21 protein-coding genes are annotated in these 23,940 nt (G+C 72.8%); 14 read left to right on the forward strand and 7 right to left on the reverse strand.

Annotated elements, in window-relative coordinates:
* The first annotated feature begins 39 nt into the window (after positions 1–39).
* Genes gcvT through AC3A3L_RS14780 form a run of 5 tightly spaced genes read left to right on the forward strand, consistent with a single transcriptional unit; the run spans position 40 to position 3,905 of the window.
* Positions 40–1,149 carry a glycine cleavage system aminomethyltransferase GcvT gene (gcvT, locus tag AC3A3L_RS14760; RefSeq protein WP_487640797.1) on the forward strand — a complete coding sequence of 370 codons (1,110 nt, stop codon included), beginning with the start codon at positions 40–42 and terminating at the stop codon, positions 1,147–1,149.
* Positions 1,149–1,400, forward strand: coding sequence for a hypothetical protein (locus AC3A3L_RS14765; RefSeq protein WP_487640798.1), 252 nt, complete (start codon positions 1,149–1,151; stop codon positions 1,398–1,400). The genes gcvT and AC3A3L_RS14765 overlap by 1 nt, the downstream gene beginning before the upstream one ends.
* A 3-nt stretch (positions 1,401–1,403) precedes the next feature.
* Complete coding sequence (locus AC3A3L_RS14770) at positions 1,404–2,279, forward strand: hypothetical protein (RefSeq protein ID WP_487640799.1); 876 nt, start codon at positions 1,404–1,406, stop codon at positions 2,277–2,279.
* A 32-nt stretch (positions 2,280–2,311) separates the two neighbouring features.
* Positions 2,312–3,091: a class I SAM-dependent methyltransferase gene (locus tag AC3A3L_RS14775; RefSeq protein WP_487640800.1), complete on the forward strand. Its 780-nt coding sequence runs from the start codon at positions 2,312–2,314 to the stop codon at positions 3,089–3,091.
* Between the two features lie 19 nt (positions 3,092–3,110).
* Positions 3,111–3,905, forward strand: a complete 795-nt coding sequence (locus tag AC3A3L_RS14780; RefSeq protein WP_487640801.1) for a thymidylate synthase — start codon at positions 3,111–3,113, stop codon at positions 3,903–3,905.
* A 12-nt stretch (positions 3,906–3,917) separates the two neighbouring features.
* On the opposite strand, the gene AC3A3L_RS14785 is transcribed toward AC3A3L_RS14780, so the two are convergent.
* Positions 3,918–4,052, reverse strand: coding sequence for a hypothetical protein (locus tag AC3A3L_RS14785; protein WP_487640802.1), 135 nt, complete (start codon positions 4,050–4,052; stop codon positions 3,918–3,920).
* A 90-nt stretch (positions 4,053–4,142) separates the two neighbouring features.
* Here AC3A3L_RS14785 and AC3A3L_RS14790 point away from each other — a divergent pair, with 90 nt between their 5' ends.
* From AC3A3L_RS14790 to AC3A3L_RS14805, 4 genes are all read left to right on the forward strand, one after another.
* Positions 4,143–4,637: a dihydrofolate reductase gene (locus tag AC3A3L_RS14790; protein WP_487640803.1), complete on the forward strand. Its 495-nt coding sequence runs from the start codon at positions 4,143–4,145 to the stop codon at positions 4,635–4,637.
* Complete coding sequence (locus AC3A3L_RS14795; RefSeq protein WP_487640804.1) at positions 4,634–4,984, forward strand: GntR family transcriptional regulator; 351 nt, start codon at positions 4,634–4,636, stop codon at positions 4,982–4,984. Before AC3A3L_RS14790 ends, AC3A3L_RS14795 begins: the two co-directional genes overlap by 4 nt.
* Positions 4,985–5,261: 277 nt before the next feature.
* Complete coding sequence (locus AC3A3L_RS14800) at positions 5,262–5,666, forward strand: NUDIX hydrolase (protein WP_487640805.1); 405 nt, start codon at positions 5,262–5,264, stop codon at positions 5,664–5,666.
* Between the two features lie 102 nt (positions 5,667–5,768).
* Positions 5,769–7,559, forward strand: coding sequence for a M12 family metallo-peptidase (locus AC3A3L_RS14805; protein WP_487640806.1), 1,791 nt, complete (start codon positions 5,769–5,771; stop codon positions 7,557–7,559).
* Here the strand turns inward: AC3A3L_RS14805 and AC3A3L_RS14810 are convergent.
* Positions 7,556–8,350 (reverse strand): nucleotidyltransferase domain-containing protein, encoded by a 795-nt coding sequence (locus tag AC3A3L_RS14810; protein WP_487640807.1) that lies wholly within the window; start codon positions 8,348–8,350, stop codon positions 7,556–7,558. The two genes, AC3A3L_RS14805 and AC3A3L_RS14810, sit on opposite strands and share 4 nt — an antisense overlap.
* On the reverse strand, positions 8,350–8,688 hold the full coding sequence (locus AC3A3L_RS14815; protein WP_487640808.1) for a TfoX/Sxy family protein: 339 nt from the start codon (positions 8,686–8,688) through the stop codon (positions 8,350–8,352). The genes AC3A3L_RS14810 and AC3A3L_RS14815 overlap by 1 nt, the downstream gene beginning before the upstream one ends.
* Before the next feature lie 84 nt (positions 8,689–8,772).
* Between AC3A3L_RS14815 and dapA the strand changes: the two genes are divergently transcribed.
* The 3 genes from dapA (at position 8,773) to AC3A3L_RS14830 (ending at position 13,250) form a co-directional block, all read left to right on the forward strand.
* Positions 8,773–9,663, forward strand: a complete 891-nt coding sequence (gene dapA, locus AC3A3L_RS14820) for a 4-hydroxy-tetrahydrodipicolinate synthase (protein ID WP_487640809.1) — start codon at positions 8,773–8,775, stop codon at positions 9,661–9,663.
* A gap of 28 nt (positions 9,664–9,691) precedes the next feature.
* Positions 9,692–11,377, forward strand: coding sequence for a ribonuclease J (locus AC3A3L_RS14825; RefSeq protein ID WP_487640810.1), 1,686 nt, complete (start codon positions 9,692–9,694; stop codon positions 11,375–11,377).
* Between the two features lie 91 nt (positions 11,378–11,468).
* Positions 11,469–13,250: an ATP-binding protein gene (locus AC3A3L_RS14830; protein WP_487640811.1), complete on the forward strand. Its 1,782-nt coding sequence runs from the start codon at positions 11,469–11,471 to the stop codon at positions 13,248–13,250.
* On the opposite strand, the gene cydD is transcribed toward AC3A3L_RS14830, so the two are convergent.
* From cydD to AC3A3L_RS14845, 3 genes are read right to left on the reverse strand one after another with little or no spacing between them, the layout of a single operon-like run.
* Positions 13,210–16,554 (reverse strand): thiol reductant ABC exporter subunit CydD, encoded by a 3,345-nt coding sequence (gene cydD / locus AC3A3L_RS14835; RefSeq protein WP_487640812.1) that lies wholly within the window; start codon positions 16,552–16,554, stop codon positions 13,210–13,212. The genes AC3A3L_RS14830 and cydD overlap by 41 nt on opposite strands.
* Positions 16,551–17,570 carry a cytochrome d ubiquinol oxidase subunit II gene (cydB, locus tag AC3A3L_RS14840; RefSeq protein WP_487640813.1) on the reverse strand — a complete coding sequence of 340 codons (1,020 nt, stop codon included), beginning with the start codon at positions 17,568–17,570 and terminating at the stop codon, positions 16,551–16,553. The genes cydD and cydB overlap by 4 nt, the downstream gene beginning before the upstream one ends.
* Positions 17,571–17,623: 53 nt before the next feature.
* Positions 17,624–19,075 (reverse strand): cytochrome ubiquinol oxidase subunit I, encoded by a 1,452-nt coding sequence (locus AC3A3L_RS14845; RefSeq protein WP_487640814.1) that lies wholly within the window; start codon positions 19,073–19,075, stop codon positions 17,624–17,626.
* A 91-nt stretch (positions 19,076–19,166) separates the two neighbouring features.
* Between AC3A3L_RS14845 and AC3A3L_RS14850 the strand changes: the two genes are divergently transcribed.
* Positions 19,167–19,556: a BlaI/MecI/CopY family transcriptional regulator gene (locus AC3A3L_RS14850; protein ID WP_487640815.1), complete on the forward strand. Its 390-nt coding sequence runs from the start codon at positions 19,167–19,169 to the stop codon at positions 19,554–19,556.
* Positions 19,557–19,568: 12 nt separating this feature from the next.
* Positions 19,569–20,432 (forward strand): M56 family metallopeptidase, encoded by an 864-nt coding sequence (locus AC3A3L_RS14855; protein ID WP_487640816.1) that lies wholly within the window; start codon positions 19,569–19,571, stop codon positions 20,430–20,432.
* A gap of 85 nt (positions 20,433–20,517) precedes the next feature.
* On the opposite strand, the gene AC3A3L_RS14860 is transcribed toward AC3A3L_RS14855, so the two are convergent.
* Positions 20,518–23,907 (reverse strand): M4 family metallopeptidase, encoded by a 3,390-nt coding sequence (locus AC3A3L_RS14860; RefSeq protein ID WP_487640817.1) that lies wholly within the window; start codon positions 23,905–23,907, stop codon positions 20,518–20,520.
* Between the last annotated feature and the right edge of the window lie 33 nt (positions 23,908–23,940).

Below are 23,940 nucleotides of genomic sequence, written 5' to 3' on the forward strand. Positions count from 1 at the left end.
CGAGGCCTGACGCGCGTACCGCTGCGGTAGGTTCGCGACATGGCCGGATCGCTCAAGCAGTCGCCCCTCCACGACCGTCACGAGGCCCTCGGTGCGAAGTTCGCCGAGTTCGGCGGGTGGTCGATGCCGCTGGAGTACCCCACCGGTGTCGTGAAGGAGCACACGGCTGTCCGCGAGTCCGTCGGGATCTTCGACGTGAGCCACCTCGGCAAGGCGATGGTGTCCGGCCCGGGCGCCGCGGACTTCGTCAACGCGACCCTGTCCAACGACCTCGCGAAGATCGAGCCCGGCAAGGCGCAGTACACCCTCTGCCTCGACGAGTCGGGCGGGATCGTCGACGACCTCATCGCCTACTGGCACGACCTCGAGCACGTGCTGCTGATCCCGAACGCGGCCAACACCGCCGAGGTCGTGGCGCGTCTCGCCGCCGCCGCGCCGCCGGAGGTGAAGGTGCGCAGCCACCACGAGGACTACGCCGTGCTGGCCGTGCAGGGCACCCGCTCCGACGAGGTGCTCGAGAAGATCGGGATGCCGACGGGCCACGACTACATGTCCTTCGTCGAGGCCGAGCTGGGCGACACCGGCGTCGGCGTCGTCGTGTGCCGCACCGGCTACACCGGCGAGCGCGGCTACGAGCTCGTCGTCGCCAACTCGGTCGCCGGTCGGCTCTGGGACGACCTGATGGCCGCGGGCGAGGAGTGGGGGATCACGGCGTGCGGCCTCGGCGCCCGGGACACGCTCCGCACCGAGATGGGCTACCCGCTGCACGGCCAGGACATCAGCCTCGCCACCAACCCCGTCGAGGCGGGGCTGTCGTGGGCGGTCGGGTGGAGGAAGAACACCTTCTGGGGCCGCGACGCGGTGGTGAAGGTCAAGGAGGACGGGCCCAAGCGGCGCCTGCGCGGGCTCGTCGCAGTCGGGCGCGGCATCCCCCGCCCGGGCATGGGCGTCACCCTCACCCACGACGTGCCCCTGGCCGACATCACGTCCGGCACCTTCTCCCCGACGTTGAGGAAGGGCATCGGCCTCGCCCTGATCCCGACCATGGTCGCGGAGGACGCGCAGGTCGGCGTCGACATCCGTGGCCGCCGGGAGATCTTCCAGCTCGTCAAGCCGCCCTTCGTCGACCCGTCGGTCAGGGAGTCCTGATGCTGCCCGGCCAGCCCCCGACGTTCCGCCAGCCCTCGGCCGCCGAGCGGCCGTGGTGGTGGCGGCTCGAGGACGCGTCCGGCGAAGCCGTCGAGGTGATCGGCCACTCCGACCAGCGCTTCGCCACCCAGGGCGACGCGGAGTCGTGGGTCGGCGAGATCTGGGCCGACCTGGCGGAGCAGGGCGTCGCCGCGGTGACGCTGTTCGAGCACGACCGCCAGGTCTACGGACCGATGTCGCTCAGCGCCTGAGTCGTGACGGACCGGTCCGACTTCGCGGCGTACGTCGACGCGCGCTGGGCCGACCTCGTCGGCGGGCTGGAGGACGACGGCGTCGCGGGCGACCGCGCGCGGCTCGCGGTCGCGGAGACGCTGCTCGCCGCCCGCCGGTCGTGGCGGCGTCGGGTGCGCGACGAGCAGGTCGACGTGACGCTGTGGTCACAGGCGCGGGAGGCGGCCGGGCTCCCCGTCCGGCCGGGCGAGCCGGTGCCCCACGCCGTACGACCCCGTGACCCGCGCGACGGCCCGGACGAGTGGCTCGAGCGCGCCGGCCGGGTGCGTGCCGCACGTCGACGCCGGGGCACCCGTCGCACCCTCGCCGGGCTCGCTGTCGTGGCGCTGCTCGCCGCGGGGTGGGCGTGGTGGGCGGCGCAGCCGGAGCCGCCGGAGGTCCGTGAGGAGGCCAACCGGCTCCCGGTCGCGTGGTACGCCGAGGACGAGCTGCACCTCCAGGACGTCGTGGTGGAGCTCCCGGACGTCGAGGTGTTCGTCGCCGACTTCGCCGACGGTGCGTCGCGTGCCGCCGTGGTCGCGCGGCTGCGCTCGGGCGACGTGGTGCGGGTCGACGCTGACGGCGAGGTCGGGCCGGTCGACGAGGCACCGAGCGCCCTCGACCTGGTCCCCGTGGCGCCGCCCGTCCGCGGCCTCGGCATGTACGACGTGTGGGTGGAGAGCGTGCCGCTGGCCGGCGGGGGATGGGCCCACCTCGTCGACTCCGCCCGTCGCGCAGGGTCGGAGGACACGCTGCGGCAGTCCGAGACCGGGCGTCGGGCGGTCGTCGCGTGCCCGACCGAGTGGACGTGCCAGGCGCCGGTCACGGTCCCCGCGGGCGGCACGGTCCGGTTGCGCTGACCTGCCAACGTCGGCCGCTAGGGTCGCGCCTCGTGGCGGAAGCACTCTGGAGCGGCGTGGCGAAGGCCTACGCCCGCAGCTTCGCCGGCCTGTGCGCCGGCGCCGAACCGATCCTGCTCTCGGGCCTGCCCAGCGGCGGGCGGCTGCTCGACGTCGGGTGTGGCACAGGAGCGCTCGTGCTGGCGGCGCGCGAGGCCAGGCACGACGCCATCGGGGTCGAGCCGGACCCGGAGATGGCCGCGCTCGCCTCGACCGCGCTCGGCGCGGACGTGGTCGTGGGCGGTCTGCCCGACCTGCCCCTGGCCGACGACGGCTTCGAGGCGGTGACGGCGTCCTTCGTTCTCAACCACGTCGACGACCCGCGCGCCGGGGCGCGGGAGCTGCGGCGGGTGGCCGCGCCCGGCGGCACCGTGCGCGCGACGATCTGGGGCAGCACCCCTCCGCCGCAGGCGGTGATGTGGAGCGGTCTGCTCGACGCAGCGGGCGCCACCCGCTCCCCGTCACCGCGGCTGCCGGCGGAGCGCGACTTCGAGCGCTCGCCGCACGGGCTCGCCGGCATCCTCGGCGAGGCGGGACTGGCCGTCACCCACGCCGGCACGCACGCCTGGCAGTGGCGCATCGCCCCCGACGACCTGTGGGCGGGGCTGACCTCGGTCGGCAACTTCGGCGCCCTGTGGCGCGAGCAGTCCGACGACGTGCGAGCCCGCTTGCGGGCGGCGTACGACGACCTGGACGCGCCGTGGCGCGACGGCCCCGACCTCGTCTTCGACGTCGAGTGCGTCGTGGGCGAGGCGCGGGTGCCCCGGTCGTAGCAGGTCGTAGAGTCGTCCCGTGCGCGCCTACCTCGACCTGCTCCAGCGGATCCTCGACGAGGGAGTGGAGAAGACCGATCGCACCGGCACCGGCACGCTGAGCGTCTTCGGCCACCAGATGCGCTTCGACCTCTCCGAGGGGTTCCCGCTGGTCACCACCAAGAAGGTGCACACCCGCTCGGTGTTCGGCGAGCTGCTGTGGTTCCTGCGCGGCGACACCAACGTGAAGTGGCTGCAGGACCGCGGCATCACGATCTGGGACGAGTGGGCCGACGACAACGGCGACCTCGGCCCGGTCTACGGCTACCAGTGGCGCTCGTGGCCCACTCCCGACGGCCGTCACGTCGACCAGGTCAGCCGACTCGTCGAGGGCATCCGCACCAACCCCGACTCGCGCCGTCACATCGTCTCGGCGTGGAACGTCGCCGACGTCGACGACATGGCCCTCCCGCCGTGCCACACGCTGTTCCAGTTCTACGTCGCCGACGGCAGGCTCTCCTGCCAGCTCTACCAGCGCTCGGCCGACACCTTCCTCGGCGTCCCGTTCAACATCGCGTCCTACGCGCTGCTGACGCACATGGTGGCCCAGGTGACCGGGCTGGAGGTGGGCGACTTCGTGCACACGATGGGCGACGCCCACCTCTACCTCAACCACGTCGAGCAGGCGAAGCTCCAGCTCTCGCGAGAGCCGCGGCCGCTGCCGCGCCTCGTGCTCGACCCCACCGTCACCGAGATCGACGGCTTCGACCTCGAGCACATCGCGGTCGAGGGCTACGACCCCCACCCGGGCATCAAGGCGCCCATCGCGGTCTAGCGTCGTCGGACGCTAGCGGCGCTCGAGCGCCTGGCTGACCGCCTTCGCGACGTCGGCCACCAGGCGCGTGTGCCACCGCTCGTGGGCGGCGAGGTCGGCCACGACGGCGTGGCAGTCGGGGCAGGTCGTGCTGTCTGTGGTGCTCATCGGAGCCTCCGGGGTCAGGATGGTTCCTCCCACGGTGGCACGGCCAGAACGCCGCGAACAGGGTCCGGCCGCGATCGATAGGGTCGGCCCGTGCTCCGTCCCGACCAGCGCATCGTCCTCGTCGCCGCCCACGCCCGCAACCGCGTCATCGGCAACGGCCCCGACATCCCGTGGCGCCTCCCGGGTGAGCAGGCGCAGTTCAAGGAGCTCACGTGGGGCCACACGCTGCTCATGGGCCGCACCACCTTCGAGTCGATCGGCCGGCCGCTGCCCGGGCGGACCACGATCGTCCTGACCCGCCACGCCGACTGGAGCCACGACGGCGTGCTCGTCGCCCACACGGTCGAGGAGGCGCTCGGTCTGGCCGGGTCGCAGCCCGGCGACCTCATGGTCGCGGGCGGGGGAGAGGTCTACGCCGCCCTGCTGCCGCACGCCACGCACCAGGTGCTGACAGAGGTCGACCTCGAGCCCGAGGGCGACGTCCACTACCCGCAGTTCCCCGCCGGGGAGTGGGTGGAGACCCGGCGCGAGGCCTTCGACGGCTACGAGCGGGTGTGGCTGGAGCGGATGGACCCGGCCGCGTGAGGCTCGCCGTCGACCCGTCCTCCGGTGTCCCTCCGTTCGAGCAGGTGCGTGACGGCATCCGGGCCCAGGTCGACGCCGGCACCCTCGACCCGGGCTTCCGGCTGCCGCCGGTGCGGGCCCTCGCCGACGACCTCGGCCTCGCGCCCGGCACCGTGGCCCGCGCCTACAAGGAGCTCGAGGCGCTCGGCGTCGTCGAGACGCGTGGCCGGGCCGGCACCTTCGTCGCCGGGTCGGGCGTGCAGCGGTCGCTGCGCGAGGCCGCGTCGTCGTACGTCGCCTCCGTGCGCGGCCTCGGGCTCTCGGACGCCGAGGCCCTCGACGCCGTCCGCCGGGCGCTGGGGTCGTGACCATCTTCCGGCCGACCCGCCGGCCGACTTCTCGCACACGTGCGGCGGTGGTGGTGCAGACCACACGCGACCATCGGGAATGAACCCGGCCGGGTCACCGTTGTGGAGGGCAGCTGGCTCCGCATCATGCCCCCGGGCCTCACCACCTGCCGCTACGAGCGGCCCATCGCCGAGAGGCGGCTGACGGACCAGCGAGCAGCATCACGCAGCCACCCGCCGGGTAAGCCCCGGTCAGGGTGGCTGCGTGCTGTCCGGGGTGACCTGCGATCCTCGGCCCATGGAGGTCGACCGGGACAGGCACATCGTGGTCGCGGCCGTCGCGCTCGTGCGCGACGGGCACGTGCTGACGGTCCGCAAGCGGGGGACCGAGCGGTTCATGCTGGTCGGCGGCAAGCTGGAGCCCGGTGAGTCGGCGCGCGACGCCGCACTGCGGGAGACCTACGAAGAGGTCGGTCTGGAGATCGAGTCGGCCATCTTGCTGGGGGAGTTCCTCTCCGAGGCGGCCAACGAACCCGGCCACTCGCTGCACTCGACCGTTTTCTGGGTGGAGTCCGACGCCGACCCGGTCGCGTCCGCCGAGATCGCCGAGGTGCGCTGGACCCCGCTGCACGACCCTCCCGACGACCTCGCGCCGATGCTCGAGCACCACGTGCTCCCGGTGATCCGGGGCACACGGCACTGAGGAGGTCCTGTTGCCGAAGGGTGCTCCAGGCGTGGAGATCCGGGCGATAGGAAGTGAGGACTCCCCGGTCGGGGAGCCCACTCCCTCTGCAAGGACACCCTCGTGCGACTCCGTCATCGCGCCCTCCTCAGCCGCGTCCTGGTGGCGTCGGCCATCGGCCTGGGCGCGCTCTCGGGCGGCCCGGCAGCGGCCGGCCAGGCGGACGTGACCGGCGCGAGCTGCGTGGAGACCTCGGTCGACCGTCCGACGCGTCTCGGCGCCGCGCTCGACCACGGCCTGAGCGCCTCGGAGGTGCGAGGTCACAACGACCTGACTCGCGAGGAGCTCACCCACCTCGCCGGCGACGACACGTCCTGGCTGGACGAGTGCGGTCGCGTCTTCGTCGTCGACGACGCCGTGCCCGCGCGGCACCGGGACACCGCAGCGGCCACCACGCAGGACGTGCCCACCGACGTCTTCGACCTGTCGTCGCGGCCGGGTTCCGACCGCACGGTCTTCCTCGACTTCGACGGAGCCACCTACGTCGGCACCCACTGGGACGGTGGTCGGGAGGTCGTCTCCCCGGCCTACTCCGTCGACGGCGACACCACGACGTTCAGCGACACCGAGCGCACCCAGGTCTTCTTGGCGTGGCAGTCCGTCGCCGAGGACTTCGCCCCGTTCGACGTCAACGTGACGACCCGCGAGCCCGCCCCGTCCGCGCTGACCCGGACCAGCAGCAGCGACCAGACCTACGGGGTGCCCGTCGTGGTCACGTCCACGAACGTCGTCGGCTCCGGTTGCGGGTGCGGTGGAGCCGCGTACGTCGGCGTGCTGGGCGCAGTCGGGGCGAGCGCCTACCAGCCGGCGTGGGCCTTCACCGACGGCGCCGGGACGAGCGGCCTCAACGTCGGCCAGGTCGTCAGCCACGAGGTCGGCCACACCTTCGGGCTCAGCCACGACGGCACCAGCACGGCCTCCTACTACACCGGGGCCCGGGGCTGGGCTCCGATCATGGGCGCCTCCTACGGCAGGCGCGCCTCGCAGTGGTCCAGCGGCGCCTACCCCGACGCCGACAACCTCGAGGACGACGTCGCCGTCATCGCCCGGACCGCTCCCGTGCTGGCCGACGACCACGCTGCGTCGGCATCGGCCGCCACCCCGATCGCCCCAGGCACCACGACGGGGACGATCACCTCGCGCACCGACGTCGACGCGTTCTCCTTCATCGGCGTCGGCGCCACGACGGTCGCCGTCGGCGGACTCGCCGGTTCCTCCGACCTCGACGTGGGGCTCACCGTCCTCGATCCGCGGGGCGTTCCCGTCGCGACCGTCGATCCGGTCGCCGAGACCGCCAGCGACGCCTCGATGTCGGCCACGTGGACCGCCGACCTGGGGACCTCCGCCGGGACCTGGACGGTCCTGGTCGACGGGGTGGGTTCCGGCGACCCGGGCGAGGCCGGTCGCTACGACGACTACGGCTCCCTCGGCCCCTACACCCTCACCCTGGCGACCTCGACCACGACGGGTACGCCGCCCCAGACGCCGACGTCCAGCCCGGCGCCCGCGACCGCCCCGACACCGACTCCGCTCCCGGCCCCGCTCCCGACGTCGCCCACGACCGTAGGCGCGGCACCCGGGGTCGCGACGCCGGCGCAGCGGCCGGCGTTCGTCACCACCCGGCTGCCTCGGGCGCACATGGGCCGGGCCTACCGGGCGACCATCCGCTTCACCGGCCCGGTCGTCGAGGCGCGGGTCGACCGGCGGCTCCCGAGGGGCCTGAGGTGGCAGGTGAGGGGCGACCGCATCCTGGTGCGCGGCACCGTGCGCGACGCCGGGCTGACGCACTTCACGGCGTCACTGTCAGGCCCGGGCGCCAGTGCGCGGATGCGCTTCCGCCTCGTCGTCCGCTAGCGAGGCTCGAACAGCCGCAGCTCCTCGCCCCACCCCTCGACCATGTCGGTCGTGCGCGTGTGCCCGCGCGAGGCGTCGTACGACGAGCACGCCGGGCGCACCCGGGCGAAGGTCTCGCGGATCGCGCTGACGTCACCGTCTAGCGTGCGCTCGACGAGCCCGAGCAGGTCGTCGGCCGGCCAGCCGTCGAGCGGGTGGGTGCGCAGCTCCCAGGCGAGGTACTTGTTGTAGGGCCGCACCCGGCCGGCCATCGCGAACAGCACGTCGAGCAGCCACGGCACCGACTCGGCCGCGTCGAGCCTCGTCTCCAGCGGGCGGCCGTCACGGTCGCCCTTCAGCGCGCGGTAGGCGAAGTTGAGCCAGCCGTCGAGCCGGTCGTGGTCGATGAGGACGCCGTCAGCCTCCGTCGGGGACAGGGTCGCCTGGCGGAGCACCGCATCCGTGACCTGGCCGCCGGTGCGGTCGAGCAGGACCGGGGCCCAGGCGTAGGACCAGCGGTACCACCAGTCCTCGGTGCCGAAGGCGCCGACGGCCTGCAGCTCGGACCAGGAGTCCACGATCTCGTCGACCTCACGGGACTTGGCGGTCGAACGCCCGGCGGCCGCCTCGTCGGTCAGCACGACGATGACGTCGAGGTCGGAGTGCTCGGTGGCGAGGTCGCGGGCGGCGGACCCGCTGAGCACGAGCCCGAGCAGGTCGTCGCCGTGCGCGGCGTGGTTGCGCTCGGCGAGCGAGGCGATCGTGGAGCGCTGTGCCGGGGCGAGCCCCTCGGGGAGCACGAGGTCGAGCACTACTTCTCCTTGGGAGGCAGGGTGCGGACGTGTCCCACGCCGCGGTCGACCCAGAGCCGGAGCTGCTCGTCGTCGACGACCGCCTCCGCGGCGACGAGCAGCCACCCTGTCATGGGCCGGCCGCGCATCTCCATCGGATTCACGCCCTGGCCGTCGATCCACCGCTCGCCGTCGGCCGGGTCGGCGCGCACCATCAGCGCGCCACCGCTGCCCGCGGCGACCGCCATGTGTCCGTCGACCATGAAGCCGAGACCGCCGAACATCCTCTTCGACGTCACTCCCGGCTCGCCGTCGAGCAGATCGTGGATCCGCTGCGCCAGCACCTCGTCGTACGCCATCCGCTGACCGTAGACCACGCGTCCGACACCGGTCCGCGGCTCGGCGACGACGGTGGCAGGACCGATGGGCGATAACCTTCGGTCATGAGCTCCGCTGTCCCGTTCGGCCGCCTCCTCACCGCGATGGCCACCGCGTTCCACGAGGACGGCAGCGTCGACCTCGAGGGCACCGCGCGGATCGCGGCGCACCTCGTCGAGCACGGCAACGACGGCGTCGTCGTCAGCGGCACGACCGGGGAGAGCCCGACCACCTCGGTGGCCGAGGACGGCGAGATCCTCCGCGCCGTCCACGACGCGGTGGGCGACCGGGCGAGCGTCATCGCGGGCGTCGGCACCAACGCCACGGCCCACTCGGTGGAGCTGGCGCGCCAGGCGGAGAAGGTCGGCGTCGACGGCGTCCTGCTCGTCAGCCCCTACTACAACAAGCCCGGCCAGGTCGGCCTGCGCCACCACTTCACCTCGGTGGCGGAGGCGACCGACCTGCCCGTCATGCTCTACGACGTGCCCGGGCGCACGGCCAGCCTCATCGAGCTCGACACCTACGAGGCGATGCGACGCTACGACCACGTCACCTCGGTCAAGGACGCCACCGGCCTGTTGCCGCGCACGGCCCAGCTCGTGGAGATGGGCTACTCCGTCTACTCCGGCGACGACGTCGCCACCCTGGGCTACCTCGCCTACGGCGGCGTGGGGCTCGTCTCGGTCGTGGCCCACGCCGCGGGCGACCAGCTGGCGTCGATGATCGACGCCTGGGTCCGCGGCGACCACGCCGAGGCCCTGCGCATCCACACGACGCTCGTCCCGGCCTTCGACGCCGTCATGGGCGTCCCCAACTACGGAGCCACCACCGCCAAGGCAGCCCTCGAGCTGCTCGGGGTGCTCGACAACCGCCGCGTGCGCGGCCCGCTCGTCGCGCTGGACGACCACGAGGTCGCAGCGCTCCGCACGGGCCTGGCCGCCGCCGGCCTCATCTGAACCACTGACAACGAACCCGAGGATCACCTTGAGCCATCCCCATCCCGACCTGAGCGCGCCCGCCCCCCTCCCGGCCGGAGGCCTCCGGGTCATCCCGCTCGGTGGGCTGGGCGAGGTGGGACGCAACATGACCGCGTTCGAGTACGACGGCCGCCTGCTGCTCGTCGACTGCGGCGTGCTGTTCCCCGAGGACCACCACCCGGGCGTCGACCTGATCCTTCCCGACTTCGAGCCGATCCGGGACCGCCTCGACGCCGTCGAGGCGCTGGTGCTGACCCATGGCCACGAGGACCACATCGGCGCCACGCCCTACCTGCTGCGCGAGCGCGGCGACATCCCGCTCGTCGGGTCCAAGCTGACCCTGGCCCTGCTCGGCTCCAAGCTCCGCGAGCACCGCCTCAAGGAGACGGTCCACTACGAGGTGGCCGAGGGCCAGACGATCACCTTCGGCCCGTTCGTCCTCGAGTTCGTCGCGGTCAACCACTCGATCCCCGACGCGCTGGCGGTCGTCATCCGCACCGGTGCCGGCGTCGTGCTGCACACCGGCGACTTCAAGATGGACCAGCTCCCGCTCGACGGTCGGATCACCGACCTGAACGAGTTCGCGCGCCTCGGCGACGAGGGCGTCGACCTCTTCCTCACCGACTCCACCAACGCCGAGGTGCCGGGCTTCACCACCTCGGAGAAGGACATCTCCCCGGTCCTCGAGCGCGTCTTCGCCAAGAGCGACCAGCGCATCATCGTGGCCTGCTTCGCCTCCCACGTGCACCGCGTCCAGCAGGTGCTCGACGCCGCGGTCGCCCACGGTCGCAAGGTCGGCTACGTCGGCCGTTCGATGGTGCGCAACATGGCCATCGCGCAGGAGCTCGGCTACCTCACCGTGCCGCCCGGCGTGATGGTCGAGGCCAAGGAGCTCGCGGACCTGCCGCCCCACAAGCAGGTGCTCATCTCGACGGGGTCGCAGGGCGAGCCGATGTCGGCGCTGAGCCGCATCGCCCAGCGCAGCCACAACTTCGTGCACCTCGAGGAGGGCGACACCGTCGTCCTCGCCAGCTCGCTGATCCCGGGCAACGAGAACGCGGTCTACCGCGTGATCAACGGGCTGTCCCGGCTCGGCGCCAACGTCGTGCACAAGGGCAACGCCCTCGTCCACGTGTCCGGCCACGCCAGCGCCGGTGAGCTGCTCTACTGCTACAACATCGTCAAGCCGCGCAACGTGATGCCGGTGCACGGCGAGGTCCGCCACATGCGGGCCAACGCCGACCTGGCCCGTGCCACCGGCGTGCAGAACGTCGTGCTCGCCGAGGACGGTGTCGTGGTCGACCTGGTCGACGGGGTCGCGAAGGTGACCGGCAAGGTGGAGGTCGGCTACGTCTTCGTCGACGGCACCACCATCGGTGACGTGTCCGAGGCGTCGATGAAGGACCGCCGCATCCTGGGGGAGGAGGGCTTCCTCTCCGTGATCGTGGTCGTCGACTCGGTGACCGGCAAGGTGGTCTCGGGCCCGGAGATCCACGCCCGCGGCTTCGCCGAGGACGAGTCGACGTTCGACGAGATCCGCCAGCCCATCATCGACGCGATCGACGCCGCTGTCGCCGACGGCACCAACGACAGCTACCAGCTGCAGCAGACCGTCCGCCGTGTGGTCGGTCGCTGGGTCAACCGCGCGCACCGCCGTCGTCCGATGATCATTCCTGTGGTGATCGAGGCCTGACGGCCCTAGCATCGACGCGGGGACGACGGACCAGCAGCACCAGCAGGACCAGCAGCAGTTGCGGCCGTCAGGCCTGGGTGGGGAGGTGGACATGCCGCGCAGCCAGGGCGCGCTGAGCCGGTTGGCCGAGCTGATGCGGCGCGTCAACTCCTCCACCGACACCGAGGTGATCCTGGAGGAGATCGCCCACGGCGTCGTCGACGTGCTGGGCTACGGCGTGGCCGCGATCGCCCGCCTCGAGGGAGACGTCCTGGTGATGACGCACGTCGCCGGCCCGCCCGACGTGGTCGCCCAGATCCTCCACCGCCGCACCCCGGCCGAGCAGATCCTCGACGAGTTCCGCGAGGCCGACAAGTGGGGCATCCTCCGCTTCGTGCCCGCCGGGCGGATGTCGGCCGCGCGGCTGCAGGCGGCCTGGGTCCCCGAGTTCCAGCCGACCGGCGACCCGGACGCGTGGCACCCCGAGCACGCCCTCTACGCCCCGCTCTACTCGGCGGCCGGTGAGCTCCTCGGCAACATGGCGGTCGACCTCCCGGCCGACGGGCGGGTGCCCGACGAGGCCGACCGGGAGCTGCTCGAGATGTTCGCGGTGCAGGCGGGCGTGGCGCTGTCCAACGCCCGGGAGCGGGAGCGCCTCACCGACCGGGTGCGCCTCGACCGGATGCTCACCACGGTGGCCGGCGCCGCGACCGCGCAGAACCTGTCCCAGACGCTCGGCGCGGCCGTGGTGGCGGTCGCGGAGTCGCTCGGCACGGTGCAGACCGTGGTCCGCACCTTCCCCACCGACGCCCAGGGCAGCCAGCTCGGCGTGGGGACGCCGTACGCCTTCACCGCCGAGCACGACGTGCCCGAGATCCGCGAGGACCTCACCCGTCTCGAGGACCTTCCCGTGCTCATCGAGCTCGGCGTCGACGACCCGTCCTCGCCGCAGCTGCCCCGCAGCGCCGCGCGGGTGCAGGAGCTGATGCGCGGCATGCGGGTCGACCGCGCTCTCGTGTCACCGCTCGTGTCCCAGGACGACCTCGTCGGCTACCTCGTGCTGGGATTCGCCCGCCACGCCCGCTCCGTGACCGCCAACGAGGCCGACGCCGTGCTCGAGGTGAGCCGGCTCCTCGCCCAGACCGTTCGGGCGTCCCGGGTCCTGGAGACCGAGCAGCGGCTCGTCCAGGAGCTGCGCGAGCTGGCGCGCTACCGCAGCGAGCTGATCGCGACGATCTCCCACGAGCTCAAGACGCCGCTCACCGCGATCCTCGGCCACGCCGAGCTGATCGCCGACCGGCACCCCGACCTCTCCTCGATCGACGCGATCATCCGCAACGCAGGCCGGCTCAACAACCTCGTCGCCAACCTCCTGCACTACTCGCGGATCCAGGGCCGGCGCGAGACCGTCCGCCGTGCCGTCGACCTCGCCGAGCTGTGCGAGGCCAGCGTCGACCTGCTCAGCATCCGTGCCAAGCAGGCCGGGGTCGGGCTCCACTTCGACCGGCCGGAGGCGACACCGGTGGTGGTCTTCGGCGACCCCGAGGAGCTGGCCCGGGTGATCGACAACATGGTCGACAACGCGGTGAAGTACACCCCCGAGGACGGGTCGGTGTCGGTCGCGATGACGGTCGGGAGCGACGAGGTGAGCGTCGAGGTCACCGACACCGGGATCGGCATCTCGACCGCCGACCAGCAGCACGTGTTCTCCGCGTTCCACCGCTCCACCAACCCCAACGCGCTGTCCGTGCCCGGCACCGGGCTCGGCCTGCCGATCGCGCAGCGGATCGCCGAGTCGCACGGCGGGACGCTGTCGGTCGCCTCCGAGCTGGGTCAGGGCAGCACGTTCACGTTCACGCTCCCGCTGCGCTCGCCGCGAGAGCAGGCCGACTGACCGACGCGGTCCCCGCGTCGAGGTGCACCACCCGGTCCATCGCATCGAGCCCCACCGTGCCGTGGGTGATCCACAGGATCGACCGGCCGACGCGGGCCGCCGAGTCGAGCATCTCGTCCGCGACGGCTCGCGCCGTCGGCCCGTCGAGGTGGGCGGTCGGCTCGTCGAGCACGAGCACCGGCGGGTCCGCCAGGAGCGATCGTGCCAACGCCAGGCGCGCGCGCTCGCCGCCGGACACCTCGCGGCGACCGGCACCGACGTGGGTGTGGATGCCGGCGGGCAGCGCGTCCACCCACGTGCCCAGGCAGGCCCGGTCCAGGGCCGCACGCACCGCGTCGTCGTCGGCGTCCGGACGGGCGAGCCGGACGTTCTCCGCGACCGTCGACGCGAAGACGTGGGGGTCGTCGTCGACGAGCCCCACCCGGCTGCGTACGTCGTCGAGGGCGAGTCGCCGCAGGTCGGTCCCGCCGAGCAGGACCTCACCGCTGACCGGGTCGACGAAGCGGACGAGCGTGGCGGCGAGGGTCGACTTCCCGGACCCGGACGGGCCGGTGATCCCGAGGTGCTCGCCCGGCCGCAGGACGAGGTGGTCGATCACCAGCACCGGCCGGTCGGTCCAGCCCAGCTCGGCACCGCGCACCTCGACGGCGTGTCCGTCCGGCAGCGGCAGGGGAGAGGCGGGGTCGGTGACCGCCGGGGTCGTGACGGCGAGGCGGTCCAGGCGCTCGCGGGCGGCACGGGCGCGCACCGAGAGGGCACCCGCGTCGGCCAGCCCACCGGTGGCGTCTGCGAGGGCCAGCGGCACGAGCAGCAGGAGGGCCAGGCGGGCGGGCGTCGTGGCGGCGGGGTCGACGAGGGCCGCCACGGCGACCACGCCCAGCCCGGCGGCCGCGCTGGTGAGGGCTGCGCCCGCTGCGACGGCCCGCGACGACCGTCGTACGGCCCGGGCCAGCCCGGCGGACTCCTCGGCGACGGTGGTGAGGGCCCGGTCCGTGGCGCCCCACTGCTCGAGCTCGCGCAGCCCGTCGGCGAGCTCCTCGACCCGGGTGCCGAGGCGGGCACGTCGGGACACGACGAGCGGCTCGGCGGCAGCGGTGCCCCGGCGGGCGAGCACGAAGGCGAGCGCTCCCGAGCCGGCGACCAGCAGGACGACCGCGCCCGCCGTCGGGGCGACGAGGGCGGTCAGCACCGCGGCTCCGGCGCCGACGATCGCCGCGGTCACGAGCGGCTGGCGGACCCGCAACCGCTCGTCGAGCAGGGCGTCCACGTCGTCGACGACCCCGGTGAGCAGGTCCCCGCGACGCGGCCCGAGGCGTCCGGGCACCAGCGGGACGAGGTCGGCGAACACCTTCGCCCGGCGCTCGGCGAGCTCGCGGAGGACGACGTCATGGCTCAGCACGCGCTCGGCGTGGCGGAGCACCGGGCGGGCGAGGCCGAAGAGGCGGACCCCGACGATGGCCACCATCAGGTAGAGCACCGGCGGCTGCTCGCTGGCCCGGGTGATGAGCCAGCCCGCGGTCGCGGTGAGGGCGACGCCGGACGCGGTGGACAGGGCGCCGAGGAGGGTGGCGGTCCGCATGCCCCACCGGGGACGGGGGTCGTCGTCGACGTCGGGGACGAGCGCAGCAGCCGCCGCAGCCCGGGGGCGTACGACGTCCGCGGCGGCCGGCCGGTGCTCGACCGTCGCCGTGGTGGTCGCCGGGACCAGCTCGACCACGCGGTCGGCAGCCGCGAGCACGGCGGGACGGTGGGCCACCACGACCACCAGGCTGCGCTGCGCCAGCAGGGCGAGGGTGTCGAGGAGGACCTGCTCGGTCTCCTCGTCGAGGTGGGCGCTCGGCTCGTCGAGCAGCACGACCGGGCGGCCGGCGAGCACGACGCGGGCCAGCGCGACGCGGGCCCGCTGACCCGCCGAGAGCCCGGCACCGTCCTCGCCGAGCGGCGTGTCGAGGCCGCGGGGGAGGGCGCGGACGACGTCGGCCATCCCGACGCTGCGCAGGGCGTCGCGGACCTCGTCGTCATCGGCCGACGGGCGGCCGACGCGCACGTTGGCCCCGACGGTGTCGGCCAGCAGCCACGGCCGCTGCGGCGCCCACCCGACGAGGCTGCGCCACCAGCCGGGGTCGAGGTCGGCGAGCGGGGTGCCTCCCAGGAGGACCTCGCCGCCGAGGGGCGCGAGCTCGCCGCGGAGCGTGGCCAGGAGCGTCGACTTGCCGCAGCCGGAGGGCCCGGCGATCGCGACGATGCCGCGGTCGGGCAGCTCGAGGTCCAGGGGGCGGGTCAGGGCAGCGCCGGGGACGTGGCCGACCTCGAGGCCGCGCAGCGTCAGGCCGGTCGCGGTGGGCAGCGCCGTGCCGGCCCGGACCGACCCCGTCCGTGCCAGGAGCTCGTCGGCGTCGGCGAGGGCGGCGGTGCCCTCGGCCGCGGCGTGGAACTCCGCGCCCACGCGACGCAGCGGCCAGTAGGCCTCGGGGGCGAGCAGCAGGACGGTGAGGGCCACCTCGAAGTCGACGCTGCCCGACGCGAGCCGCAGGCCGACCGTCACCGCAACCAGGGCGACGGACAGGGTCGCGACGAGCTCCAGGACCGACGAGGAGGCGAAGGCCACCTTGAGGGTGTCGACGGTGGCGCGCCGGTAGCGGTGGGTGACCGAGCGGATGGCGCCGACCTGCGCCTCGGCCCGGCGGTGGGCGACCAGGGTCGGGAGTCCGCGGACCACGTCGAGGAAGTGCCCCGACAGCGCCTCGAGCGCCCGCCACTGTGTGCGGGCGCGGTCGCGGGTGGTGAGCCCGACGAGCACCGCGAAGACCGGCACCAGCGGCAGCGTCAGGGCGACGACGAGGCCGGAGAGCGGGTCGAGCCAGGCGATCGCGGCGAGGGCGACGAGCGGGAGGACCGCAGCCGGGACGAGCGCGGGGAGGTAGCGGGCGACGTAGGGCTCGACCCCGGCGACGCCGCGCGTGGCCAGCACGACCAGCCGGGCGGGGGACAGGTCGTCGCTGCGGCGCGCGGCGTCCAGCAGCCGCTGCCGCAGCGCGCCGGAGACCTCGCCCGCCGCACGTGCCGCCGCGCGCTGGCCGACGTACGACGCCGCCGTCCGTAGCAGGACGAGGCCGGCGAACGCCCACGCGGCGCCCGTCCAGCCACCGGCCGGCGGGGTGACGGCCGCGACGACGAGCGCGCCGAGCGCGAACGCCTGCGCCACCGTCGCCAGCCCTCCGACGACCCCGCTCGCGACGACCACGGCCAGGGGGCCGCGCGCGGGACGGAGGTGCGGGAGGACCGCCGGGTCGAGCGGCTTCACTTCGCGGCGTCCGCGAGGACCGGCGTGGGGATGTGGTGCACCGCGATCCGCTTGCGGAAGACCCAGTAGGTCCACGCCTGGTAGCCGAGCACGATCGGGGTGAAGACGACCGCCACCCACGTCATCACCTTCAGCGTGTACGCCGTCGCCGCTGCGTTGGTGGTGGTGAGCGAGTAGGCGGGGTCGGTCGTCGACGGCATCACGTCGGGGAAGAGCGCCAGGAACAGGCCGATGACCGCGAGGCCGATCGTGACGAACGTGCCGACGAACGCCCAGCCCTCGCGGCCGCGGGCCGCCGCGACGAGGCCGCCGACCAGCGACAGTGCGGCGACCCCGAAGGCGACCGCCGAAGCGGCAGTGCCGGTCTTCACCTGGGTCCAGACGAGGAAGACCACGGCCAGCACGGCGGCCACGGCACCGATGCGCACCGCCAGGTCGCGGGCGCGGTGGCGGATGTCGCCGTCGGTCTTGAGCGCGACGAACATCGCGCCGTGCGTGGTGAAGAGCGTGAGGGTGACGAGACCGCCGAGCAGGCCGTAGGGGTTGAGCAGCGTGAGGAGGGTGCCGGTGAACTCCTTGTCGGCGTCGATCGGCACGCCGGCGACGATGTTGGCGAAGGCGACGCCCCACAGCAGCGCCGGCACGAAGGAGCCCCAGATGATGGCGAGGTCCCACCGTCCCTTCCAGGTGTCGTCCTCGCGCTTGTGGCGGTACTCGAAGGAGAGCCCCCGCACGATCAGGGCGACGAGGATCAGCAGCAGCGGCAGGTAGAACCCGCTGAAGAGGGTGGCGTACCACTCGGGGAAGGCGGCGAAGGTCGCGCCGCCCGCCACGAGCACCCAGACCTCGTTGCCGTCCCACACCGGGCCGATGGTGTTGATCATGACGCGTCGCTCGGTCTCGTTGCGGCTCAGCACCGGCAGGAGCATGCCGACACCGAAGTCGAAGCCCTCGAGGCAGAAGTAGCCGACCCAGAGCACGGCGATCAGGGCGAACCAGACGGTGGTCAGTTCCATGGTGTCTCTCTGGTCTCTCTCGGGTCGATGTCGTGGTCAGTCGGTGTGGCGGGTCAGTAGGCGAAGGTGAGCGGGGCGTCCTCGTCGTCGGAGCCGCCGATCTTGACGCGCGGTGGCTCCACGTAGGGCTCGGCGCCCTTGTTGACGTAGGTGACGAGGAGCTTGACCTCGATGACCGCGAGCACGGCGTAGAGCGAGGTCAGCACGAGGAGGGACGTGGCGGCCTCGAAGACCGAGACGCCCGGTGAGACCCCGGACTCGGTGGTCATCAGCCCGAAGACGACCCACGGCTGCCTGCCCATCTCGGTGAAGATCCAGCCCCACGACGACGCCAGGGTGGTCGCGATCGGCAGGCTCAGCCCGAGGACGCCGAGCCACCGGACGCCGGGCGTGCGCCCCTTGCGCGTCAGCCACAGGATGAGGGCCGCACCGGCTGCGGCGAACATGCCGAGGCCCATCATGAAGCGGAACGACCAGTAGGTCACCGGGATCACCGGGGTGTAGTCGCCGCCCTCGGCGTAGGCCTTCGACGTCGGGTCGGAGCCGTAGGTGTGGGCGTACTCCTCCTGCAGGGGGTTGATGCCCTCGACGGTGCCGTCGATGGAGCCGGTGCCGAGGAACGACAGCAGGCAGGGGATGGTGACGGCGAACTTCTCCTCCTTCCCGTCGGGTGTGCCGACGGTGAAGACGGAGAACGGCGCGCAGCTCTCGCTGGTCTCGTAGAGGCCCTCGGCCGCCGCCATCTTCATCGGCTGCACCTCGGTCATCACCTTGCCCTGCAGGTCGCCGGTGACAGCGACGCCGATGCCGGCGAGCAGGGTGATGACGGCGCCGATGCGGATGGCGCGGTGGTACATCGGGCGGTCGGCCTGGTGCTTCCTCTTCATGTAGAGGTAGGCCGAGACCCCGAGGAGGAAGGTGCCCGCGGTCATGTACGCCGCGAAGATCACGTGCGGGAAGGTCACCACCTGCACCTTGTTGAACATCACCGCCCAGAAGTCGGTCAGCTCGGCGCGACCCGACTCGGGGTTGAAGCGGTAGCCGACCGGGTGCTGCATCCAGGAGTTGGCCGCCAGGATGAACCACGACGACGCGAGCGTGCCGAGGTGGACCAGCCACATGCAGGCGGCGTGCAGCCCGCGGGGGAGCTTGTCCCAGCCGAAGATCCAGAGGCCGAGGAAGGTCGACTCCAGGAAGAAGGCGAGGAGTCCCTCGACGGCCAGCGGGGCGCCGAAGACGTCGCCGACGAAGCGGGAGTAGTCCGACCAGTTCATCCCGAACTGGAACTCCTGCACGATCCCGGTCACGACGCCGATGGCGAAGTTGATGAGGAAGAGCTTGGCGAAGAACTTCGTCAGCCGGAGGTAGTCCTCCTTGCCGGTGCGCACCCAGGCGGTCTCCAGCCCGGCGATGACCGCGGTGAGCCCGATCGTCAGCGGCACGAACAGGAAGTGGTAGACGGTGATGATCCCGAACTGCCACCGGGCGATGTCGAGGACGTCCATGGGACCCTTTCGGCGAAGGAGTTACTACGCAGTGTAGTAGATACTACGCGGTGTCGTAATTCCTCGGTCAGGGCCTCTAGACTCCCGTCCCATGAGTCCAAGGTCCCGGATGGGAGAGCTCGAGCAGGCCGTCCTCGAGGCGCTGTGGGACCTCGACGGCACCGACCCCGAGCGCCCCGGCGCCAGCGGGCGCGCCGTGCACGACCGGCTCCAGGGACGTGACGGTCGCGACCTGGCCTACACGACCGTGATGACGGTGCTCGACCGTCTCGCGCGCAAGGACGTCGTCGTCCGCGAGCGCGACGGACGCGCGTTCCGCTACGCGCCGCGGCGCACCCGGGCGGCGATGACCGCCGAGCTCATGCACGAGGCGCTCGAGGGCACCCGTGCCGACCGCGAGCAGGCGCTGGTGTCGTTCGTGGGGGAGGCCAGCGCCGAGGACCTCGCAGCCCTGCGGCGCGCCCTCGACGACCTGTCCTGACAGGGCGCCGCCATGCCGACTCCCGCCGTGCTCGGCGTGCTCGCGGTGCTGCTGGCCGGTCCGCTCCCCTGGGTGCTGTCGCGGTGGACCCGCCTCCGCCGTACGCCGGCCGCCGCCATGCTGCTGTGGCAGAGCACCGCGCTGGCCTCTGTCCTCGCCGCTCTCGGAGCCGGGCTGTCGCTGGTGACCACCCACCTCTGGGACGACCCGGCAGGGCCCGGCGACGTCGTCGTGGCCGCCCTGGCCGGTGCGGTGACCGTGGTCGTGCTCGCCCGGCTGCTGCTGAGCGGGCACCGCACCGGCACCTCGCTGCGGCGGATGCGACGCCTGCACCGCGAGCGGGTCGACCTGGTGGCCCGGGTCGACGGGGGAGTCTCGGTCCTCGACCACGACGTGCCGGTGGCCTACTGCGTCCCCGGCATGAGCGGGTCGCGGATCGTCGTGTCCCGGTCGACGCTGACGCGGCTCGGGCCGGCTGAGCTCGGCGCGGTCCTGGAGCACGAGCGGTCGCACCTGCGAGCGCGCCACGACCTGGTGCTGGAGGCCTTCACCGTGCTCCACCTGGCCTTTCCCCGCTGGGTCGCCAGCGCCTCCGCCCGTCGCGAGGTCGAGGTGCTCGTCGAGGTGCTCGCCGACCGCGCGGCCTGCCGCAAGGGCGAGCGGCGGGCGCTGGTGTCGGCCCTCGCCACCCTCGCCGGGGCGCCGACGCCGGCCGGGTCGCTGGGATCGGCCGGGTCTCTCGCGTCCCGGGTCGAGGTGCTGCGTGACACCCGCCCGCACCCGTGGCAGTCGATGGCGGTCACCGTGCTCGCGGCGGCCATCCTGGCGCTGCCCACGCTCCTGGTGGTGCGGCCCTGGCTCGCCGGCCTGGTCTGAGTGCTCCGCACGGCGAAGGGCCCCGGCGGATCGCTCCGCCGGGGCCCTCGCTCGTTGCTGGTGGTGCTGTCAGCTGGTGCTCAGGTCAGCGACGTACGACCTTGAACGCCAGCTTGTCCGTGCTTCCCTCGACCGAGTCCGAGCCGCGGTAGCGGGCGACGAGCCGGTGCTTGCCCACCTTGAGGTTCTTGGTCACCTTGATGACCACCCGGCCGTCGTCGAGGCGCTCGGCCCCGACCTTCCTGCCGTCGATGCGGACCACGACCCGGCCAGTGGGCGTCGTGCCCTCGGCCGCGACCTTCACGACGACCTTGAAGTCCTGCTTGAAGCGGGGCTTCGCAGGCTTGACCTTGGCCTGCGTCGTCGATGCGGCGACGCCCTTGCCGACCACCGTGGCGGTGAACGCCGCCGTGGAGGTGGCCAGCGAGTCGCTGCCGGTGTAGGTGGCGGTCAGCTTGTTGGCACCCACCGGCAGGTCGGCCGGCAGCGGGACCGAGGCCTTGCCACCGGTGAGGGTGGCCGAGCCCAGCTGCTTGCCCGATGCGTCGGTCACCGTCACGGTGCCCTCAGGGGCGCCACCGACGGAACCGGCGCGCTCCACCGCGACCTCGGCGGTCGAGGCGGTGCCGAACGTGGACGGCTCGGGCCGGTGCGTGGCCGTCGTCCTGGTGACCAGCTTGCAGTCGACGATCTGCACGTTGTCGACGTACCAGCCCTCGTTGCCGCCGCAGCCGTCACGACCGATGTCGAAGCGCAGCTGCACGGTGTCGCCCGGCTTGGCGCCCGCCGCGGCGATGTCGACCTGCGACTCGCCCCAGCTGCCCTTGGTCTGCCCACCGTCGGTGCCCGTGAAGCCGGGCTGGCCGGCGAGCGGGCTGGTGTTGGTGGCCGGACCGGTGAGCGTGGTCGGCTTGTTGTAGAGGTAGGCCGCCGCCGGGATCGCGGTGAAGGCGCCACCGTTGATGCTCATCTTCACGTTGCCGCCGTCGTAGCCGATCTCCGTCGCGACGTAGTGCTCGAAGGTGAGCTTGGCCGACCGGAGGCTGCCGGGCAGCTGGACGACCGGACCGGTGATCGAGTCGCGGCTGGAGAAGTCGCCCGCGCCGTTGGAGCACTGGCCCTCGTCGGGGGCCGGGCCGAACGCCACCTTGCTCGGGTGGGCCGCGCCGGTGCCGGCCGGAGCCGACGCCACGGACCGCCAGGGCTCGTGGATGCCGCCCGCGAACACGACCTCGTTGCTGGCGGTCCAGCCGGCCAGGCCGTCCTCGAAGTCCTCGCTCCACAGGACGTCCTCGCTGAAGCCCTCGCCACAGGTGGCCGGGGCGTCCTTGGCGAGGAGCGCCTTGAAGTTGCACTTCACCGGCTCGGTGCGCATCTCGGTCGCAGCCGTGGCGGCCTGGACCGAGGCGCAGTCGCCGGCCGCGATCGGGGTCGCCGCCACAGGCGTGGCGCCCGGCTCCGTCGTGAGCTTGTTGATGGGCTGACCGACCAGGTCGACGCAGGACTGCTCGAACGCGTTGGCGGCGTCGATGAAGTTGGACTGCGGCGTCAGGTAGGCCGTCTGGGCGCGCCACCAGATGGCGGCGGCCTTGTCCAGGCCGAGGCCGGTGACGGTCTGGCCGTTGGAGGTGCCACCGTCGACGACCAGCGCGTAGGCGTGGTTGGGCACGCCCGAGTTGCTGTGCACGCCGCCGGCGTCGGCGCCGGTCGGGTCGCACTTGTACTCAGCGTCGGTCACCTTGCCGGGGTCGCCGTAGCAGGTGGGGTTCCACATGTCGCGGATGGCGCCACCGAAGGCGGTGGACTTCTCACCCATCAGCCAGCGGGTGGTGTCGGGACGGGAAGAGACGTCCTCGGCGGTGACCGAGACGCTGACCGGGCTCGTGGTGCTCTTGAACTTCGCACCGTCGGCCTGCGAGACCATCACGCCGTAGAGGGCCGCGTCGCCGGTGAAGCCGGCTGGCGGGTCGACGTTGTTGTTGCCGATCACGATGCCGGTGGCACCGGCGGCCTTGGCGTTGGCGACCTTGTCGGCGAAGCCGCAGGTGCCGCGGTCGACGTAGGCCCACTTGCCGGAGACCGCGGCGGCGTTGGTGAACGCCGAGCAGCCGTCGGTCGTGGTCGGCCCCGCGGTGTTGGCGGCGTCGACGGCCACCAGGACCTGCGCGGTCGTGGCGGTGGTGGTGAACGGCTTGGCGCCGGTCGCCGCCACGGCGACGCACGGGCCGGCGAGGTTGGCCGGAGCGGTGATCTGCATGTCGAGACCCGGGGGAGCGGTCTTGTCGCAGTCGCCGACGGCGCGCTTGGTGGTGTACTGCTCGTCCTCGTCCTCGCGGCCGTTGATGAGGTCGAGCGTCTCGCCCCACACGTCGGAGTAGGACTCGTTGAGCGCGCCGGACTGGTACTGGTAGATCAGGCCGGAGGTGTACTCGGTGTAGGCGTGGCCCCACTCGTGCGAGACGACGTCGTCGGACGTGACGCCGTTGCAGTAGTTGGTGGTGACGCCGTTCCAGTTGGCGTTCGGGCAGTTGATGCGCGGGTCGTTGTTGACCGTGCGCATCGTGGCGCCGGCGCCGTCGTAGGAGTCGCGACCGAAGGTGTTCTTGTAGAGCCAGTAGGACTCGCCGGCGGAGTTGACGAGGTTCTGCTGGTCGGCGTTCAGCGTGCCGGGGAACGCGTCGCCCTCCTTCCACACGCGGGTGAGGACGGGGGCCGTCCGGGTGCCGGTGGCCTCGTAGAGCTCACGGTCGAGGGCGTCGTGCACCATCGACCAGCGGTTGAGCGCCTTGCCGGTCTGCGCGTCGATGAAGACGGCGTCGCGGATGTTGTCGTCGTTGGTGACCTCGACCTGGTAGGCGAGCACGGCCGTGCCGGCCTCGCCGCGGGTCGCACCCATGCGGTAGACGACGAGCTCGCTGGTCTTCGGGGCGATGCCGGTGAGGTCGGCCGCCTCGCCGTCGTGGGCGGGCGGGTCCTCGCGGACCAGGCCGACCGCGCGCTTGCCCGCGTCGCCCGCGCTGATCCGGGGCTGGACGGAGAGCGACAGGTCGGGGGCGGCGTACCCGTTGACCGAGGTCAGGTCGCCCTCGCGGTCGACCTGCACGCGCAGCATGGAGCCGAAGACGTCGACGCCCTTGTAGGACTGTGTGTAGGTCGCGGTCCAGCCGGCCGCCGACGCCGCGACGTCGGTGCGGACGAGCTCGTCCGGTCGCGCGCCGAAGTTGGCGGCGTACTGGTCGAGGTAGGCGTCGGCCTTGTCCTTCGCCGCGCCGAGGGAGCTGCCGTCGACGGACGGGAGCAGGTCCCCGTCGCCCTTGACGCGGATGAAGCCGACCTTCTTGGTCGCCTCCTCCCGCGTGACGGCGACGTCGCCCGTGGCCCGGTCGGCCATGGCGGCGATGCCGTTGGGGTCGGCCTGTGCGGCCGGTGCTGCTTGCACGCCGATCGTCGGGAGCGCGGCAAGGCCAGCCCCCACGACCGCGAGTGCAAGCCCTCTGTTGAGGAGCTT

Source organism: Nocardioides sp. Soil_C_8, assembly GCF_057656315.1.